16 protein-coding genes are annotated in these 16,865 nt (G+C 34.5%); all 16 read left to right on the top strand.

What is annotated here, in order from left to right; translation table 11 throughout:
* Nucleotides 1-382: 382 nt before the first annotated feature.
* The 16 genes from NE664_03175 (at nucleotide 383) to NE664_03100 (ending at nucleotide 16,850) form a co-directional block, all read left to right on the top strand.
* Nucleotides 383-577: a hypothetical protein gene (locus tag NE664_03175; protein MCQ4725663.1), complete on the top strand. Its 195-nt coding sequence runs from the start codon at nucleotides 383-385 to the stop codon at nucleotides 575-577.
* Between the two features lie 5 nt (nucleotides 578-582).
* On the top strand, nucleotides 583-837 hold the full coding sequence (locus NE664_03170) for a hypothetical protein (protein ID MCQ4725662.1): 255 nt from the start codon (nucleotides 583-585) through the stop codon (nucleotides 835-837).
* A 9-nt stretch (nucleotides 838-846) separates the two neighbouring features.
* Entirely contained in the window at nucleotides 847-1,278 is a 432-nt protein-coding gene (locus tag NE664_03165) for an ABC transporter substrate-binding protein (GenBank protein MCQ4725661.1), read from the top strand.
* A 252-nt stretch (nucleotides 1,279-1,530) separates the two neighbouring features.
* Nucleotides 1,531-2,700: an ABC transporter substrate-binding protein gene (locus tag NE664_03160; GenBank protein MCQ4725660.1), complete on the top strand. Its 1,170-nt coding sequence runs from the start codon at nucleotides 1,531-1,533 to the stop codon at nucleotides 2,698-2,700.
* A 20-nt stretch (nucleotides 2,701-2,720) separates the two neighbouring features.
* Nucleotides 2,721-3,719 (top strand): iron ABC transporter permease, encoded by a 999-nt coding sequence (locus tag NE664_03155; GenBank protein ID MCQ4725659.1) that lies wholly within the window; start codon nucleotides 2,721-2,723, stop codon nucleotides 3,717-3,719.
* Entirely contained in the window at nucleotides 3,712-4,518 is an 807-nt protein-coding gene (locus NE664_03150) for an ABC transporter ATP-binding protein (GenBank protein ID MCQ4725658.1), read from the top strand. The genes NE664_03155 and NE664_03150 overlap by 8 nt, the downstream gene beginning before the upstream one ends.
* 26 nt (nucleotides 4,519-4,544) lie before the next feature.
* Nucleotides 4,545-5,306 carry a nitrogenase iron protein NifH gene (locus NE664_03145; protein ID MCQ4725657.1) on the top strand — a complete coding sequence of 254 codons (762 nt, stop codon included), beginning with the start codon at nucleotides 4,545-4,547 and terminating at the stop codon, nucleotides 5,304-5,306.
* The gene (locus NE664_03140; protein MCQ4725656.1) at nucleotides 5,290-6,576 is read left to right on the top strand and encodes a nitrogenase component 1; all 1,287 of its coding nucleotides are present in this window, start codon (nucleotides 5,290-5,292) and stop codon (nucleotides 6,574-6,576) included. The genes NE664_03145 and NE664_03140 overlap by 17 nt, the downstream gene beginning before the upstream one ends.
* A 4-nt stretch (nucleotides 6,577-6,580) precedes the next feature.
* Entirely contained in the window at nucleotides 6,581-7,759 is a 1,179-nt protein-coding gene (locus tag NE664_03135) for a nitrogenase component 1 (protein MCQ4725655.1), read from the top strand.
* Nucleotides 7,760-8,322: 563 nt separating this feature from the next.
* Nucleotides 8,323-8,940: a TetR/AcrR family transcriptional regulator gene (locus NE664_03130; GenBank protein ID MCQ4725654.1), complete on the top strand. Its 618-nt coding sequence runs from the start codon at nucleotides 8,323-8,325 to the stop codon at nucleotides 8,938-8,940.
* Between the two features lie 70 nt (nucleotides 8,941-9,010).
* Nucleotides 9,011-10,789, top strand: a complete 1,779-nt coding sequence (locus NE664_03125) for an ABC transporter ATP-binding protein/permease (protein MCQ4725653.1) — start codon at nucleotides 9,011-9,013, stop codon at nucleotides 10,787-10,789.
* On the top strand, nucleotides 10,786-12,519 hold the full coding sequence (locus NE664_03120) for an ABC transporter ATP-binding protein/permease (protein ID MCQ4725652.1): 1,734 nt from the start codon (nucleotides 10,786-10,788) through the stop codon (nucleotides 12,517-12,519). The genes NE664_03125 and NE664_03120 overlap by 4 nt, the downstream gene beginning before the upstream one ends.
* A 584-nt stretch (nucleotides 12,520-13,103) precedes the next feature.
* On the top strand, nucleotides 13,104-13,532 hold the full coding sequence (locus NE664_03115) for a sigma-70 family RNA polymerase sigma factor (protein ID MCQ4725651.1): 429 nt from the start codon (nucleotides 13,104-13,106) through the stop codon (nucleotides 13,530-13,532).
* Between the two features lie 652 nt (nucleotides 13,533-14,184).
* On the top strand, nucleotides 14,185-14,529 hold the full coding sequence (locus tag NE664_03110; GenBank protein MCQ4725650.1) for a hypothetical protein: 345 nt from the start codon (nucleotides 14,185-14,187) through the stop codon (nucleotides 14,527-14,529).
* Nucleotides 14,414-15,937: a recombinase family protein gene (locus tag NE664_03105; GenBank protein MCQ4725649.1), complete on the top strand. Its 1,524-nt coding sequence runs from the start codon at nucleotides 14,414-14,416 to the stop codon at nucleotides 15,935-15,937. Before NE664_03110 ends, NE664_03105 begins: the two co-directional genes overlap by 116 nt.
* A gap of 49 nt (nucleotides 15,938-15,986) precedes the next feature.
* On the top strand, nucleotides 15,987-16,850 hold the full coding sequence (locus NE664_03100) for a zinc ribbon domain-containing protein (protein MCQ4725648.1): 864 nt from the start codon (nucleotides 15,987-15,989) through the stop codon (nucleotides 16,848-16,850).
* Nucleotides 16,851-16,865: the final 15 nt, after the last annotated feature.

Below are 16,865 nucleotides of genomic sequence, written 5' to 3'. Positions count from 1 at the left end.
AATTGTATAAAACAGAATTGAGCTACCCTATTTTGAATAGTATTTTTCTTTGAATAATAAATATAAAGATACATTATTATTGTGAAGTATTGAGTCTATGTTATTATGTTGTGTCTATTATCTTTAATTTAGTGTTGTTTATAATATTCAATAAATTTTTTATTTCTTCTTTTTGATATAAAATAGACCATAATATATTGACAAAATTTCAATAATATGATAACTTTTTTTGTGTTAGTTATAACTAACTGTCAATTATATATTTAAAGTTTCTAAAATTCAACCGAAATACCATTTGGTTAGTATATACTAACTAAAAGAAGTGTTCAATAACTGAGAAGAGAAATTTGGGATAAGTTTACTTATTTGCGTATTGGGAATTATGTTAGGAGGATTTAGTCGAGATAATTTAGTAGAGGAAAATATAAATTTTGCTGAAACACAACAAGAGTTTATAGAAAGTGCAGACCAAAATAATATGATGGTAAAAGTACCTAAAGATATTTATGGTGTTATTTTGACAGCTATTCCTTTGCCTAGTATCTATGCTATTACAGGAGCTCCATTGCAATTTTAGTAGGAATGTATCTTGGTTCTGTAACTGCTATTGAAAATTCTGTAATGAAATCAATGTATCCTGAGTTGATAAATGTACCTACTGATTTTGTGGACAAAATGGACATAAATATTGAAGTAATACTCAAGCTTGATCCAGATGTTGTAATATATTTGGCAGACTATAAAAATCAATATGATGTTATGACTGAAGCTGGAATTACTGCAGTTGGAGTTACAACACAGGCAAAAGGTAATGCTCTTAAAACTATAGAAAGTTAGCTTAAGGTAATTGGCAAGACCTTTGGGACGGATACAGAAAATGGAAATGCTGCAAAAGCTTTGGAATATGGTGTTCAGGTACAAGAAGAAATCGTTGAGGTTGTAAATAAAATTATCCAAGAGGATAAACCAAATGTGCTTTATTTGTATGGTCACAGTGAAGATGAAATTAGGGCAAGTGGTCAAGACTTTTATGGTGGTTTTTGGATTGAATCTTCTGGAGGAATTAATGTTGCATATGAAATAATTGGTCAATTTGTTGTGAACATAGAACAAATATATAAATGGAATCCGAATGTCATATTAATTACTGCTATGACAGAAACAACAGCAGAAGATATTTTAAATAATTATATAGAAGGTAAGGATTGGAGTCAATTTGAAGCTGTTAAAAACGGAAAAAAGTTTATGTGTTTTCCATTGGTTTCCACATTCAAGTGACACTACTTTGATGGCGAAGTGAATAGCTCAAATACTTCATCCAGATTGGTTTACATATAGTATGTCAGATGAAATTAAACTTTATTATGAAAACTTTTATGGCTATAAATTAACGCAGTAGCAAATAGAAGGGATACTCACTTCAAATCCTTAAACGAGGAAAGGTGCTTTTTGGAGATTAGAAGTGACTGTATATTTTTTATTTGTTAGCTGTGAAATAATAATTATTATTTTAAGATAGGAGAGTGTTCTATGAAGAAAAAAATATTAATGTTACTTACTATTTGTACATTAGGATTAAGTTGTGCAGGGTGTAGTATATCAGATACATCAGAAACTGAAAGTCTAGAAACAACTTCGCAGTCATCTCAAGAAACTGGAGAAAAAGATGATTATATAGAAGTTGTAGATCAAAACAATATGACTGCAAAAGTACCTAAAGATGTATCTAGAGTAATTTTAACAGCATTACCTTTACCAAGTATTTATGCAATTACGGGAGCGCCTATTGAAAACTTAGTAGGAATGCATCCTGGTTCAGCAAGTGCCATAGAAAATTCTGTAATGAAGTCTATGTATCCTGATTTAGTGAATGTACCTAGCAACTTTATAGATGGTCTTGATATAAACATAGAAGAAATGATGAAACTTGACCCGGATGTTGTTATGTATTGGGCTGAATATACAAATCAATATGATGTAATGACAGAAGCTGGAATTACTGCAGTTGGTGTAAAAACGCAGGCTGGAGGAGATGCTCTTAAAACAATGGAAAGTTGGCTTGAAATCATGGGTACTATGTTTGGTACAGACAGCGACAATGGAAATGCCGCAAAAGTTTTGGATTATGGTAAAAAAGTTCAAGATGAAATAGCTGAGGTAGTAAAAACAATACCAGAAGAAGAAAAGCCAAAAGTTCTTTATTTATATAACCATAGCGCAGACGAAATAAGCGTAAGCGGAAATGGATTTTATGGAGGCTTTTGGATTGAATCTGCTGGGGGAGTAAATGCTGCTGCTGAAATACAAGGACATTCTATTGTAAATATGGAGCAAATTTATGAGTGGAATCCAGATATAATCCTTATTACAACATTTACAGAAACAATGCCTGAAGATTTATTAAATAATACTATAGAAGGTCAGGATTGGAGTGAAGTTGCTGCTGTTAAAAACGGAAAAGTTTATAAAGAACCTTTAGGTACATATCGCTGGTTTCCACCTTCAGGTGACGCACCTTTGATGGCAAAATGGATGGCACAGACTCTTCATCCAGATTTATTTACGTATGATATGACGCAGGAAATAATTTCATATTATGACGAGTTTTATCAATATAGCCTTACATTAGAACAAGCAGAGGGAATTCTTAAAGCAAATCCTGAGGCAGCGAAAGGAGCATCTTTTGGCGGTTCAAAATAATTAAAAGGGGTTTTGTATAAATGAAGTTTCAAAAACAAATGAGAATTTGTATGATACTTTTTGTGGTGCTTATATCAACTGTGATTATAGCCCTTTGTGCAGGAAGATACACTATGAATTTAAATGATATATCTAATGCAATTTTTCAAAAAGGGTTAAATTCTCAGATGGATACAGTTGTTTGGAATATTCGCTTACCTCGTATTATTATGTCTGTATTAATAGGTGCCGGATTATCAGTATCCGGCGTCTGTTTACAGGCTATGTTTGGGAATCCGTTGGTAAGTGCTCACACATTAGGCGTATCCTATAGTGCAGGCTTTGGTGCAGCTTTAGGAATCTTGATATTTAATAACTTTTTATATATTCAAGTATTAGCCACAATTATGGGCTTTTTAGGAATGTTTATAACATATCGAATGAGTAGGAAAAATGGTCAAAGTAGTATACTAATGTTGGTACTTTCTGGTGTCATTGTTGGTGCAGTATTTGAGGCATTAACATCCCTTATAAAATTTGTTGCAGATCCAGAACAAAAACTTCCGGCTATAACATATTGGCTTATGGGCAGTATGGCAGGCACTTCATGGTTTGATATTTTGAAAGCAGCACCATTTGTGGTGGTTTCTATAGCTATATTATGGATGTTAAGATGGCGTTTAAATGTTATTTCTTTAAGTGAAGATGAGGCGATTTCTTTGGGAATTAACATTAGGCAAACAAGGATTCTTATAATTATTACAACAACAGTAATTGCTTCTGTGGCAGTTTCTTTTTGTGGTGTAATTGCATTTGTAGGATTAGCTGTGCCGCATTTAATGAGAATGTTATGCGGAAACGACCATAGGGTTTTGTTAACTGCCAATTTTTTAGGCGGAGGGATATTTTTACTGGTTATTGATACTTTGGCAAGAAGTGCTACAGCTACCGAAATACCTCTTTCTATTTTAACTGCAGTAGTAGGTGCGCCTATATTTGCCTTACTTTTGCATAAAACTGGGGGTGTATGGGATGATTAAAGTCGAAAATGTAGCTTTTGCATATGAAAATGATAATTTTCTTTTTAAAAATTTATCTTTTGATGTCCAAAAAGGTGAAACATTATCTATTTTAGGCGCAAACGGAATAGGAAAGACAACATTTTTAAGATGTATGCTTGGGTTTTTAAAAGTAGAAAAAGGCGATATAACCATAGATGGTAAAAATACAAAAAAAATGAGTACCACTGACTTTTGGAAACTTGTAAGTTATGTTCCACAGGCAAAACAACTAATTTTTGGATATAGTGTTTTAAACATGGTTGTTATGGGACGATCTCAATACGTTTCTTTTGGACATGTACCTAATAAAAAGGACTTTGAAATTGCTCAAAATATTCTTGTGGATATGGGAATGGAAGACTTAATGGAACGCTCTTGCAATAAATTGTCTGGAGGTCAACTTCAAATGGTATTAATTGCAAGAGCGTTGGCTAAAGAGCCTAAGGTTCTTATATTGGATGAACCTGAATCAAACCTTGATATGAAAAATCAATTAAAGGTTTTAGATATTTTAGACAAACTATCACATAAACAAAATTTGGCAGTTATTATTAATACGCATTTTCCGGCAAATGCATTAAGATGCAGTGATAAAACATTAATGCTTAAAGCAGGTGGATATTTATTTGGAAATACACAAGAAATAATCACACAGGAGAATATCAAGGAGTTTTTTGATATATCTGCAAAAGTTGTTCATGTTCAAGAAGACCTTAAAAAATATTATGGAATTATTCCTATGGATATTAATGCTGCACAGCAAAAATTAATTGTGTAATAAAGTATGAAAAAGGAGAAATGAATGTGATAAAAATTGCGATTTATGGTAAAGGCGGAATAGGTAAGTCAACTACGACTTCAAATCTTTCAGCAGCTTTTAGCTTAATGGGATATCGCGTGCTTCAAGTTGGATGTGATCCTAAAGCAGATTCTACAAAAAATTTAGCAGGATATAAGATACCTTCAGTACTTGATCAGCTGAGAAGTAAATCAAACGATATATCTAAAGATGATATTGTTTTTTCTGGATATGGTAATACTTTTTGTGTTGAAGCAGGAGGACCAACTCCAGGAATAGGCTGTGCAGGTAGAGGTATTATAACAGCTTTTGAAAAAATGGAAGAGCTTGGGGTTTATGAGACCTATAAACCAGATATTGTGCTTTATGATGTACTTGGTGATGTTGTCTGTGGTGGTTTTGCAATGCCTATTCGTGGAGGATATGCCGACTATGTATTTATAGTTACATCAGGCGAGTCGATGGCTCTTTATGCTGCAAGTAATATTGCTTATGCTATTAAAAATTTTGGTACAAGAAATTATGCTAAGCTTGGTGGCATAATTTTAAATGAAAGAAATGTTGAAAATGAATACGAACTTACTGAAAAAGTTGCCAATGAAATTGAAAGTAATATTGTTGCACAAATCCCTAGAGATGATACTGTTCAAAAGGCAGAAGCGCTTACTAAAACTGTAATAGAAGCTTTTCCAGATTCGCAAATGGCTCAAAGTTATATAAATTTAGCAAAGAAAGTTCTGGAGGTATGTCATGAGCAAAAATTGTGATTGTTTTAACAAAACATTAAGTTATTCATCTCCAGCACATGGTGGTTGGGGTATGGTAAGAGTAGGGATGTCTGTTCCTGAAAGTTTTCAAATATTCTTTTCACCACCAGCTTGCGGGCGTCATGGTGCTGTAAGTGCAGTTTTACATAAATTCAGAAATAGATTAGCATATTATTTTTTAGATGAAAAAGATGTGGTTTCCGGCGGATATGAACAACAAATTTTTGAAGTAGTAGATGTAGTTTTAAAAAGATTAGAAAAAAAACCAAAGGCTATGCTTTTATTTGTAACATGTATAGATGATTTAATGGGAACTGATTTGGAGGCATTGACCTTAAAATTAAAGGAAAGATTTTCATATATAGATTTTGTATTTTGTCATATGAACCCAATAAGAGATGATAGTAAATTGCCACCGGCACAAAATATTCAACATCAGATTTATAGGTTGCTTAAAAAGAAAAACTTTAGTAATGATTCTATTAATTGCATAGGTAATCTTCTGCCGATAGATGAAGAATGTGAAATTTATACTGTACTTAAATATATGGGTATAAACAACGTAAATCACATTATGAAATGTAATAATTACAATGATTTTCAGGATATGGCATATTCAAGATATAACTTTTTAATAGAACCAAATGGTTTGGCTGCTGTAAATATGATGGAAAAAGATTTAGGTATTGTTTATGAGGATATGTGTGTAAGTTTTGATTTAGACATTATTGATAAACAATATAGAAGAATGATAGAGCTTTTTTCAGAAAAGATTAGTGAAAAAAATAGACTTGAGATTAATGCAATATTGTCAGATATGAGGTTACAGGCACAGCAGGAGATTGAAAAAACAAAGCAATTAATTGGTGATTTGCCTATTTATATAGATTTATCAGCTGTTATGCGTCCTTATCAGTTGGCTTGGTTTTTATATAAAAATAAATTTAATATAAAAGGAATTTTCTCTGAAAAACCATCTCAGGCAGAAACTGAAGCTTGGAACAATATTATTAATAATTGTCCTAATATAAAAATTATGACACCGCAAAATCCAAAAACTATGTTACGTAGTGACGAGATAGAGAATGCGTTATCTATAGGTTTTGAAGCAGCATATATTACCCAAAGTAAATATGTTTTGGATTTATTTAATGATGAAGGCATGTTTGGATATTATGGGGTTATAAAACTTATGAAAACGATAAGAAATTGCTATGAAAATCCTGTTGGACTTAAAGAGTTGATTGAAAGCTATGGATTGGTGGTGTAGTTCATTGAAATATTTAAGAATGTATCTTCCTCCTTTTGCACCAGATTACTCAGGTGTATGTTCAACTCTGTTTGAGTTAAGGGGTATTGTCGTAATACATGATGCTGGCGGTTGTACAGGAAATTACACAGGTTATGATGAACCAAGATGGTATGGGTCAAAAAGCGCTATTTTTTGCTCTAAGCTGAGAGAAATGGACGCAGTTTTAGGATTAGATAATGATTTGATTGAAAAAATTAAAAATGCTTGCACACCTGAAACTAAATTTGCTGCCGTTTTAGGTAGCCCTGTACCTATGTTGATTGGAAGTGATATGAATGGAATAGCTACAGAACTGGAAAGTCAGATAAATATACCTTGTATAGGTTTGGATACAAATGGTTTTAATCTGTACAATAAAGGTATCTCTATGGCTGAAAAAGCACTTGCAGAAATTTTTGTTAAAGATACAAATATAAAAGTGCAAAATGGTGTTAATATATTAGGAATGACACCTATTGATTTTGGATTAAATGAAAATGCCAATGACTTAAAAGAAATGCTGAAGCATTGGGGATATAACATAGTTGCATGCTTTAGTATGGGTGTTAAACTTGATGATATTGCAAATGCAGCAAAAGCCAAAGTTAATATTGTGGTTTCTCAAGGTGGTATGGCTCTGGCAAAGATTATGGAAACAAAATACAAAATACCTTATGTTGCCGGTATTCCAATGGGAGATGTTGGTGCAGAAGTTTTCAAAAAAGCTGTTGATAATGCTATTGAAAATAATAAAAGTTTTGTTTTTGGAAAAGATGATTATAAAATACAGACTAAAGATGTAGTTGGAAAAAATATTATTTTTATAGGTGAACAAATTCAAGGCAATTCATGGCGTGGAGCATATAATAAAATTCATCCACATGATAATGTACAGGTTGGATGTATTTTTGGTAAAGATACCAGCATATCCATTGATTATGATTTAGATATTTCTAATGAAAATGATATTATAAATCTTCTTAGTAATGAAGAATATGATATTATAATTGCTGATCCACTTATCAAACAACTTATACCTAAAGAAAAACTAAATAACATTAAGTTTATTTCTTTTCCGCACGTTGCAGTTTCTAGTAAAATTTATTGGGATAATATTCCACTTTTTATTGGTGATAATATGAATAAATATTTATTAGATTGATTGTAATTAGAAAAAAGGTAATAAAAATGTTAGGAAGTATCTGAAAATACTTCAATATTCATTATTTAAAAATCAATATTAATAAAAACAAAAAATGATGATATTACTTATTATTTCAAGTATCAATGCGTGAAACTGTTTAGTTCATTGGTATGTGAAGCTTTTTTTGTAAATATATGGTGAAAGGTTTTCCTATGATAAAATTTAATTTATAGGAGGACCTTTTATTTTTGCGAAAAAGAGAAGAAACTTATATATTATGTACAAATATCAAAAAAGCAAAACGATATTCATAAATTTTAGGAAGAATATGAAACTCTGATAGGCAAAGATGTCCAAGATATTCCAATAGATACTAGAGAGCTGTTAATCTGTTTACACATATTATCAGATCTTTTTATTTTAAATGGGTATTTTAAAGTAAATTTAAGTAAGATGTAGTACCTGTACCATATTAATTAGTTTAAAACGTTTACGTATTTCAAATAATGTACACTTGACAAATAAAATGACTAATTTTATAATATAACTGTGTTATATAACAATGTTATATGGAGGTCAGTATGGCAGAGCAAAGCTTAACAACGTTAGAATGTATTCATCTTGAGGCTAAAAAGGAATTTTCGCAGAAAGGTTATCGTTCTGCATCCTTACGAAATATTCTTAAATCTGTAGGGCTGACAACGGGTGCTTTTTATGGGTATTATAAAAGCAAAGAGGAACTCTTTGAAGCTCTTGTGGGTAAACACTATGATTATTTGATTAATCGTTTTAAAGAAGCCCAGAAGGAATTTGCAAATCTTCCGTATGAACAGCAACCGAAAGTTATGAGCGATATTTCCGGGATGTGTATGTTTGATATGCTACATTATGCCTATCAGAATCTGGAAGAATGTAAATTGCTTCTCTGCTGTTCAGAAGGCACACGATTTGCTAATTTCATTGATGAGATGGTTGAGATTGAGATGAATGGCACGCAGGCGTATAAAAACGTCTTAGCAAAATTAGGTCATCCTTCTCCGCCAATAGATCCAACCTTAGAACATATTTTGATTACGGGGATGTTTCATACGTTTTTTGAATTGATTATTCATGAAATGCCCCTTGTCAATGCAGAAAATTATGTTGAACAGATGAGAGCGTTTTATACAGCTGGTTGGATGAAAATTATGGGGCAGTAGAGCCCTATAATTTATACACATAAGTTAGTTAATGCTAACTTAAAGCATAAAATGTAAAGGAGGAGTTTACTTGAAAAAACAATCTAACTTGTCACGTCTGCTTGAAATTGCAGGAAAATACAAATATTTGACCTATGCTTCATGGATACTATCTGCCATTAGTGCCTTGCTCGCATTGGTTCCATATTATTTTATATGGGCAATGATGAAGGAAATATTGCAGATTGCACCCAATTTTAGTGCCGCTAAGGATGTTACACATAATGGGTGGATGGCGGTATTGTTTGCGGTTATATCGATGCTAATATATATTTCCGGTCTTATGTGCTCTCATTTGGGTGCTTTTCGCATAGCAACAAATCTGCGTTTGCAGACAATGAAACATATCGTAAAACTTCCATTGGGAGCTGTGGAGAGGGTTGGAAGTGGGAAACTTCGAAAGATTGTGAACGAATCCAGCGCTGCAACAGAAACTTATCTTGCACACCAGCTTCCAGATCGAGCAAATGCGATTGCTACACCTTGCGGATTGCTTTTTTTGCTTATGATATTTGATTGGAGGCTTGGTCTTTTAAGTCTTTTACCAGTAGTTCTTGGATTCTCCATTATGATGACTATGACAGGCAAAGAAATGCAGCAAAAAATGAAAGAATATCAAAATGCACTGGATGATATGTCCAATGAAGCAGTTGAGTATGTTCGAGGAATTCCGGTTGTTAAGACTTTTGGTCAAACTATTTATTCATTTCGAAAGTTCAAGGACTCCATTGATCGCTATAAAGTATGGGTTATTGCTTATACAAAGCAGCTTCGTATGCCAATGATGCTTTATACAGCAGCTGTTAATGGGGTATTTGTTTTCCTGATTGCTGGTGCATTATTATTTACGCAGGAGCATACTTCTATGGAATTTCTTCTGAATTTAATCTTTTATATTATTATTACCCCCGTTATATCTGTAACTTTAACACGCATTATGTTCCAAAGTGAAAACGCCATGATTGTGGATGATGCTTTACAAAGAATTGACAGCATTATGACTTTAAAACCTCTGGAGGAAACAAACCATCCGCTACATCCAGAAGATGGATCTGTATCACTGGAAAATGTGCACTTCAGTTATGATGGAAAACAAGAGGCTTTGAAAGGGATTACGCTTTGCATTCCATCTGGACAAAAAGTTGCTTTTGTAGGACCTTCTGGTGGTGGTAAGACTACACTTGCGAATATTATTTCTCGTTTCTTTGACCCTGATTGCGGAAGTGTAAAAATTGGTGGTGTGGATATCCGAGATATTTCCAAAGAAGAGTTAATGAATACGATTTCTTTTGTATTTCAAAACAATCATTTGATAAAAGCTTCTATTTTAGAAAATGTTCGTTTAGGCAAACCAAATGCGACACGACAGGAAGTTATGACAGCACTGAAAAATGCACAATGCCAAGATATTCTGGAAAAATTGCCTAATAGTGTAGATACCATAATTGGCACAAAAGGAATTTATCTTTCTGGTGGAGAACAACAACGAATTGCAATTGCTCGTGTTATGCTAAAAAATACGCCAATTGTTATTTTAGATGAAGCCACAGCATTTACAGATCCTGATAATGAGTTTCGTGTGCAGGCAGCGCTTTCTAAACTCACGCAAGGGAAAACGGTTCTTATGATTGCGCATAGATTATCTTCTGTAGTTGGAGTAGATCAGATTTATGTGATAAAAGATGGGCAAATTGTTGAAAGTGGCTCTAGCTATGAATTGCAAAATAAGGATGGTCTCTTTGCCAAAATGTTGGAAGAATATCAGTCTTCTGTTCAATGGAAGGTACAAAAGGAGGTATTGAAATCGTGATTAAATATTTGCAGAAAAAATATGCTCTTTCTGAAACGGGGGCAAAAGATCTGATAAAAGGATGCATTGCATGTGTTATGCAAAATATTTCTTTCATGTTTCCCGTTGGATTGCTTTATAGCCTTATAAGTGATTTGATCAATGGAGGTGTACCTGAAAATAGGATTTCTTTTTACATCATTGGTTGTGTACTATGCATAGGAATTATTTTGGTAACAACATACTTCCAATACAATGCAACATACTTTGCGACTTATATTGAAAGTGGTATACGCAGGGTTACCTTGGCAGAAAAATTACGAAAGATACCAATGTCCTTTTTTGGAAAAAAAGATTTGGCGGATCTTACTAGTACAATTATGGCAGACTGCACTTTTTTGGAACAGAGTTTTTCGCACTTTATTCCAGAATTGGTTGGATCAATTATTTCTACAGTATTGATTTTGATAAGCTTATTCTTCTACGATTGGCGAATGGCTTTGGCTGCACTTTGGGTAGCACCAGTGGCATTTGCCATTGTAGGGTTTTCTGCTAAAATTCAAGAAGGATTTAATCAAAAGTCTATGGATGCAAAAATGTCCTGTGCAGATGGAATTCAAGAATGCATCGAAACAGTTCAGGACCTGAAAGCTAATAATGCAGAGGAAGAATATTTGAAAGGTCTTGAAAAGAAAATACGCTATGTGGAACATCGCTCTATTTTAAACGAATTTGGGTTAGCTGCATTTGTGGTATCAGCCTCTCTCATTTTAAAACTTGGAATTGTTACCGTAGCTCTTGTTGGATCTATATTGTTAGTGGAAGGCAGTTTGGATGTATTAACATTCTTTTTATTTCTGTTGGTTATTTCCAGAATGTATGATCCATTACAAGGTGCATTGCAGAATTTGGCAGCTGTTATTTCTACCCGTACAAATATTGCACGCATGAATGAAATTTTGGATCATCCAATGCAGCAGGGCGAGACATTACTTTCCAATAAAGGATATGATATTTCCTTTGAACATGTCCAATTTTCGTATAATTCAGGGGAAACTGTCCTGAGGGATGTTACTTTTACGGCAAAGCAAGGAGAAGTAACTGCACTGGTAGGACCCTCTGGAGGAGGAAAAACGACAGTATCTCGTTTGGCAGCTCGTTTTTGGGATGTTACCTCTGGTAAGATTACAGTTGGAGGCATGGATATTTCAAAAGTCGATCCAGAAGCATTATTTTCTTTATACTCAATTGTATTTCAGGAAGTAACATTGTTTAATAATACGATTATGGAAAATATACGTATAGGCAATCAGAATGCCACAGACGCGGAAGTTCTGGTTGCTGCACATCTTGCAAATGTTGATGAGTTCGTTGAAAGATTGCCTGATAAATGGAATACCTATATTGGAGAAAATGGATGTGAACTTTCTGGCGGTGAACGCCAACGAATTTCCATAGCGCGAGCTTTTTTGAAAAATGCACCAATTATTTTGCTGGATGAAGCTACAGCATCTTTGGATGTAGAAAATGAAACCTTGATTCAAACAGCGCTATCGAGACTGATTGAAAATAAGACTGTTTTAGTGATTGCACATAGAATGCGTACAGTGGCAAGTGCTGATAAAATTGTAGTTTTGTCGGGAGGAAAGGTAGCTGAAGAAGGACCACCTGATATGTTAATGAAAGAAAACGGTATTTATGCCCATATGGTAAATAAGCAGAAAGAAAGTCAAAATTGGACACTATTATAATGCTGATTCAAATTCTGTCGGAGAGAAGTGATGAACTACATATAAGAAATGAAAGACCTAATGGCGCCCAACTTTATAAAAAAGCGACATGTGAAAAAGTGATAGGTAATTGGATTTAATGAAAGGTATCAATTAAAAAACGATAGAGTAAAACATAAAAAATGAGCGTGAGGATAATTTACTGACGCTCGTTTTTATTAAAAAACATACAATAGGTTTTAATTATAATATACCTGACTTTAAATAGTAAATTTATCAGCCTTTATAGAATAATACATAAAATAATAAGGAGTGTAATGATATGAAAGAACTTTAAAAGACAACTATTGTAAATTTATCGAGCATTCTAACTTTAGCCAATATTCTTTAATTTGTGTTAATAAAATTCACGAATGTCTTTGCATAGAGTATTATATACAACAAACATTATTTTTTCTTTTAAAGATTACATACCAAATAGTTAAACAAAAAAGCAAATCTCAGTTTGAGGTTTGCTTTTTTTGTTATGTAAACAGGTGCCGTTCACCCCCAACCTCTGATTTAAATTTGCCGCTAAAAAACAAATTTGAATCGGAGGAATGACTATGTGTAAAAAATCTGAAAAGCAATACTTTGTTCAAGTTGGAAACAGGCAGGTGGAAGTAAATCAGGAGGTATATCTGGAAATATATAAAGATTACTTATATGAAAAAAATCAAGAAAGAAAAAGAAGAAGGAACAATATTATAAGTTTTGACGCAATGAACGAAGAAAAAGATGATGTTTATGATTTTGTTCCCGATCCACGTTCCAATACAGAGGAAGAAGCGATACATAAAGTTACAATGCATAAGATAAAAGAGATTTTGAAAGAGATAGATAAAGACAATATTATATTGCTGAAATATCTCCACGAGTATTCAGAAAGTGAAATAGCGTCTGTATTAGGTATTTCCCAAGCCGCAGTAAGCAAAAAAAATACAGAAAGTAATGGAGATTCTCAGGTCTTTCGTATTATAAGACCATGCAAGTGATTTTGAAAATAGGGAGATAAATTTTGTTCAAATAATACATAAAAAATAAATAAATCCAGAATGCAAAATTGTGCAATAGGGCAAAAAGAAAAAAGTTTTGCGATTTTGGTTATAAAAACCCTTCGTAGTGACCTGATATATGAAGGGTTTTTTATTTTCACCTTTCTGTGTTCTTTGAAAACCAAATATCCAGCAACATAAATACGTTACTCTGTTTCGCCCGAAAGGGACAAGCAGTACCATGCAGTGCGCCATGACGATTCGTTACAACAGAACATGAAATAAACATATTCTTGAGAGAGGTTCGTTGGTCTGTAATACATAATCCGAGCGACTTTGCTGTATGGGATTGATCTTTTGGCAGGATCAAATGCCATGACCGGAACAGAGCTACAATGATACTTCTGCCGAGTCCCAGACATCGCAAGGACGGCAGCCCGCATGACGGGGGAGGTGAAAAACCTATGTGTGCAGCCAGGCACAGTTTATATTGCTGCCCGATGCCGGGGAAGTAGTGTCAAATACGGCAAATTTAAGTCAGAACAGTGTGCCGCGATTAAGCGGCACTTGTTTATGACTTTTCATCAGAGAAAGAGTGGCTCTTTGATGAAAGGTCATAAATAGGAAAATAGTCGTTAAGGGGGGAAATTATATGTTAAAAGATCAGATGCAAAATGAAATCAGATACCAACTTTCTAAGGAGTTATTGACGAGAATGTTGTTTCGAAATCTGATTACCGAAGAAGAATACAATCAGATGAACAGTTTGAATCTGCAAACATTCCAGCCAGCAGAAGCCAAACTTTATGAAAAAATAGTAGATGTGTCACTGAAAAACAGGTATCCTTTGCTTGAAAAAAAGTGGGAAAAGGAGGGATACCATGGAAGTAAAACGGATAGATACTGCAGATGCGGAAATAAAGCAGCAAAAAGCGAAAAATGTCTGTGCCTACTGCAGAGTCAGCACCAATATTCCACACCAGAAAGGCTCTTATGAATCCCAGCTGGAGTATTACGAAAACATGTTCCGAAGCAAAGCCGGCTGGAATTTCGCAGGCATTTATGCGGACTATGGTAAAAGCGGAACCAAGGAAAAAGGCAGAACGGATTTTACGCGTATGCTGGAAGATTGTGAAGCAGGAGAGATTGACATCATCTGTACGAAATCTATCTCCAGATTCGCCAGAAACACAGTGGAATGCATACAAGTAGTGAGAAAGCTGAAAGAAATGCACATTGATGTATACTTTGAAAAAGAAAGAATCCATACACTCTCGGAAAAGAGTGAATTGTTGCTTTCCATCTATTCATCTGTAGCACAGGCGGAATCAGAAAGCATTTCCTCAAACCAAAAATGGAGCATACAAAAACGGTTTCTGAATGGTACCTACATACTGCCAAATCCAGCATATGGCTACTATACCAATGAAAACGGATTATTGGAGATGGATCAAAAACGAGCAGTTGTTGTGAGATATATATTTGATGAATATTTGGATGGAAAAGGGGTATGGCTCATTGCCAAAAGCCTGAATGCCCAGAAAATCCCTACCAGAACAGGCAAGAAAAATTGGATACCAGTTACAGTTTATACCATTCTGAAAAACAGTATCTACACAGGGGACTTGCTTCTTCAAAAGACATACAGCGAAGATACGGTACCATTCGTCAGAAGAAAAAACCATGGGGAGTATCGTCAGGTACTGATTGAAAATGACCACGAACCAATCATAACACATGAAGAATACGAAGCTGTTCAGAGAATGCTGAAACAAAAATCCAACAGAACAAGGGAAAATCAAGAAGAACATCCAGAAGAGATATCGGAATTTAAAGGAAAAGTCATCTGTGGTATCTGCGGTTCTTCATACAATCGTCAGGCGAAAAAAGACAGAACAGGCAAAAGCAATATCACTTGGAGCTGTGCCAGACGCATACAAACAAAAGACTTGTGTGAAAATGATATTATCAAGGAAAGTCAGTTGGAGCAAGCCTTCAGAGCTATGTGGAATAAGCTGTCAAATCACTGTGATGAGATACTGGTACCATTGGTGAACGAACTGGAGCAGTTACAGGAAACGCCTATGATCCAGGAACAGCTGGAACGATTAGAAAAACAAATACAGGAACAAAAAAAGCAGAGGGAGATTCTCAACCACTTGGCAAGTGGAGAGATGATCGACTCTGCTTTTTATATGGAACAGCAAAGTGTCATTGAGAAAAGGCTGACGGAATGCCAAAGGGCAAAGGAACAGTGTCTTCGTAAATCAAGACAGAGAAAAGAACTGAAACAGACCAAAGAACTGATCAAATGGCTCAAAAAAGGACCACAGTATCTGGAGGTATATGACAAGACATTATTCCAAGCAATCGTAAAAAAATTATTGTCAATCCAAACGAACTGATCTTCCAGCTGAAAAATGGATTAAAACTGACAGAAAGAAGGAAAAAAGCATGAGCAGAAAAGCAACAGTTTATGGCTATCAGTTTGCAGAAGGCATCTTACAAATAGACGAAGAACGGAGCAGAATGGTACAGGAAATTTTTAGGGTATACAACAGTGGCATTCAGGTATCCAGATTAAAAGACCATATTGAAGGACTGGAAATCAACCGAGTTAGACTCAGTGATATGCTTAGTGATAGAAGGTATTTGGGAAACGAAAACTTTCCACAGATCATTGATCAGGAATTGTTTGAAACCGTACAGCAAAGAAAAAAAGAACGACGCAAAGCCATAGGCAAGGAACAGCCCTATATCTACCATAAAGAGCAATTTCTGCTGGGAGATAAAATGAAATGCGGAGAATGTGGCAGTGCATATCACTGCTACAAGCATGGAGAGTTGCGGAGATGGGACTGTAGCAAACGTCTGGTAAAAGGCAAAGTTGCTTGTAGAAATCAGCGTATACAGGAAGAACAGGTCAAGGAACTGTTTATGCAGGTAGTAGGGAATTTGGGAAAACATCCAGAACAAATCCGGAAAATCACTGTGTACGGAAGCAAAAAAAATATCCGCTTACAGGCAGCAGAGCATGAAATAGAGCTTCTGAAAAATGATAGCGACCATAACATAGATGAATTGCTGAAGCTGATATACAAAATAGCATCCTTGCAGTACGAAGATGCAGATGATGGTAGAGCAGCATACTACACACAGAAAATAGAAGACTTGATTCAGCAGCACAAAGAGCAGCCGGAAGAAAAAACATTCGATAAAGATTTATTCGATGCCATCATTGAAGCCATTACCATATACAAAGACGGCAGAGTGGTATTCACACTGAAAAACGGAGCAACGATGACGGAAACACTATGATAAAGAAAGGGTGCT

Origin of the sequence: Anaerotignum faecicola (genome assembly GCA_024460105.1) — a bacterium.
GTDB lineage: Bacteria > Bacillota > Clostridia > Lachnospirales > Anaerotignaceae > JANFXS01.
Note: the sequence above shows the minus strand (reverse complement) of the source record. Positions and strands in the feature narration are given on the sequence as shown.

Bases quoted from the DNA above. Each gene is read 5' to 3' on its own strand.
- NE664_03110 (MCQ4725650.1), top strand. From the start codon at position 14,185: ATGTTAAAAGATCAGATGCAAAATGAAATCAGATACCAACTTTCTAAG.
- NE664_03155 (MCQ4725659.1), top strand. From the start codon at position 2,721: ATGAAGTTTCAAAAACAAATGAGAATTTGTATGATACTTTTTGTGGTG.
- NE664_03105 (MCQ4725649.1), top strand. From the start codon at position 14,414: ATGGAAGTAAAACGGATAGATACTGCAGATGCGGAAATAAAGCAGCAA.
- NE664_03170 (MCQ4725662.1), top strand. From the start codon at position 583: ATGTATCTTGGTTCTGTAACTGCTATTGAAAATTCTGTAATGAAATCA.
- NE664_03150 (MCQ4725658.1), top strand. From the start codon at position 3,712: ATGATTAAAGTCGAAAATGTAGCTTTTGCATATGAAAATGATAATTTT.
- NE664_03100 (MCQ4725648.1), top strand. From the start codon at position 15,987: ATGAGCAGAAAAGCAACAGTTTATGGCTATCAGTTTGCAGAAGGCATC.
- NE664_03130 (MCQ4725654.1), top strand. From the start codon at position 8,323: ATGGCAGAGCAAAGCTTAACAACGTTAGAATGTATTCATCTTGAGGCT.
- NE664_03115 (MCQ4725651.1), top strand. From the start codon at position 13,104: ATGTGTAAAAAATCTGAAAAGCAATACTTTGTTCAAGTTGGAAACAGG.
- NE664_03175 (MCQ4725663.1), top strand. From the start codon at position 383: ATGTTAGGAGGATTTAGTCGAGATAATTTAGTAGAGGAAAATATAAAT.
- NE664_03160 (MCQ4725660.1), top strand. From the start codon at position 1,531: ATGAAGAAAAAAATATTAATGTTACTTACTATTTGTACATTAGGATTA.
- NE664_03140 (MCQ4725656.1), top strand. From the start codon at position 5,290: ATGAGCAAAAATTGTGATTGTTTTAACAAAACATTAAGTTATTCATCT.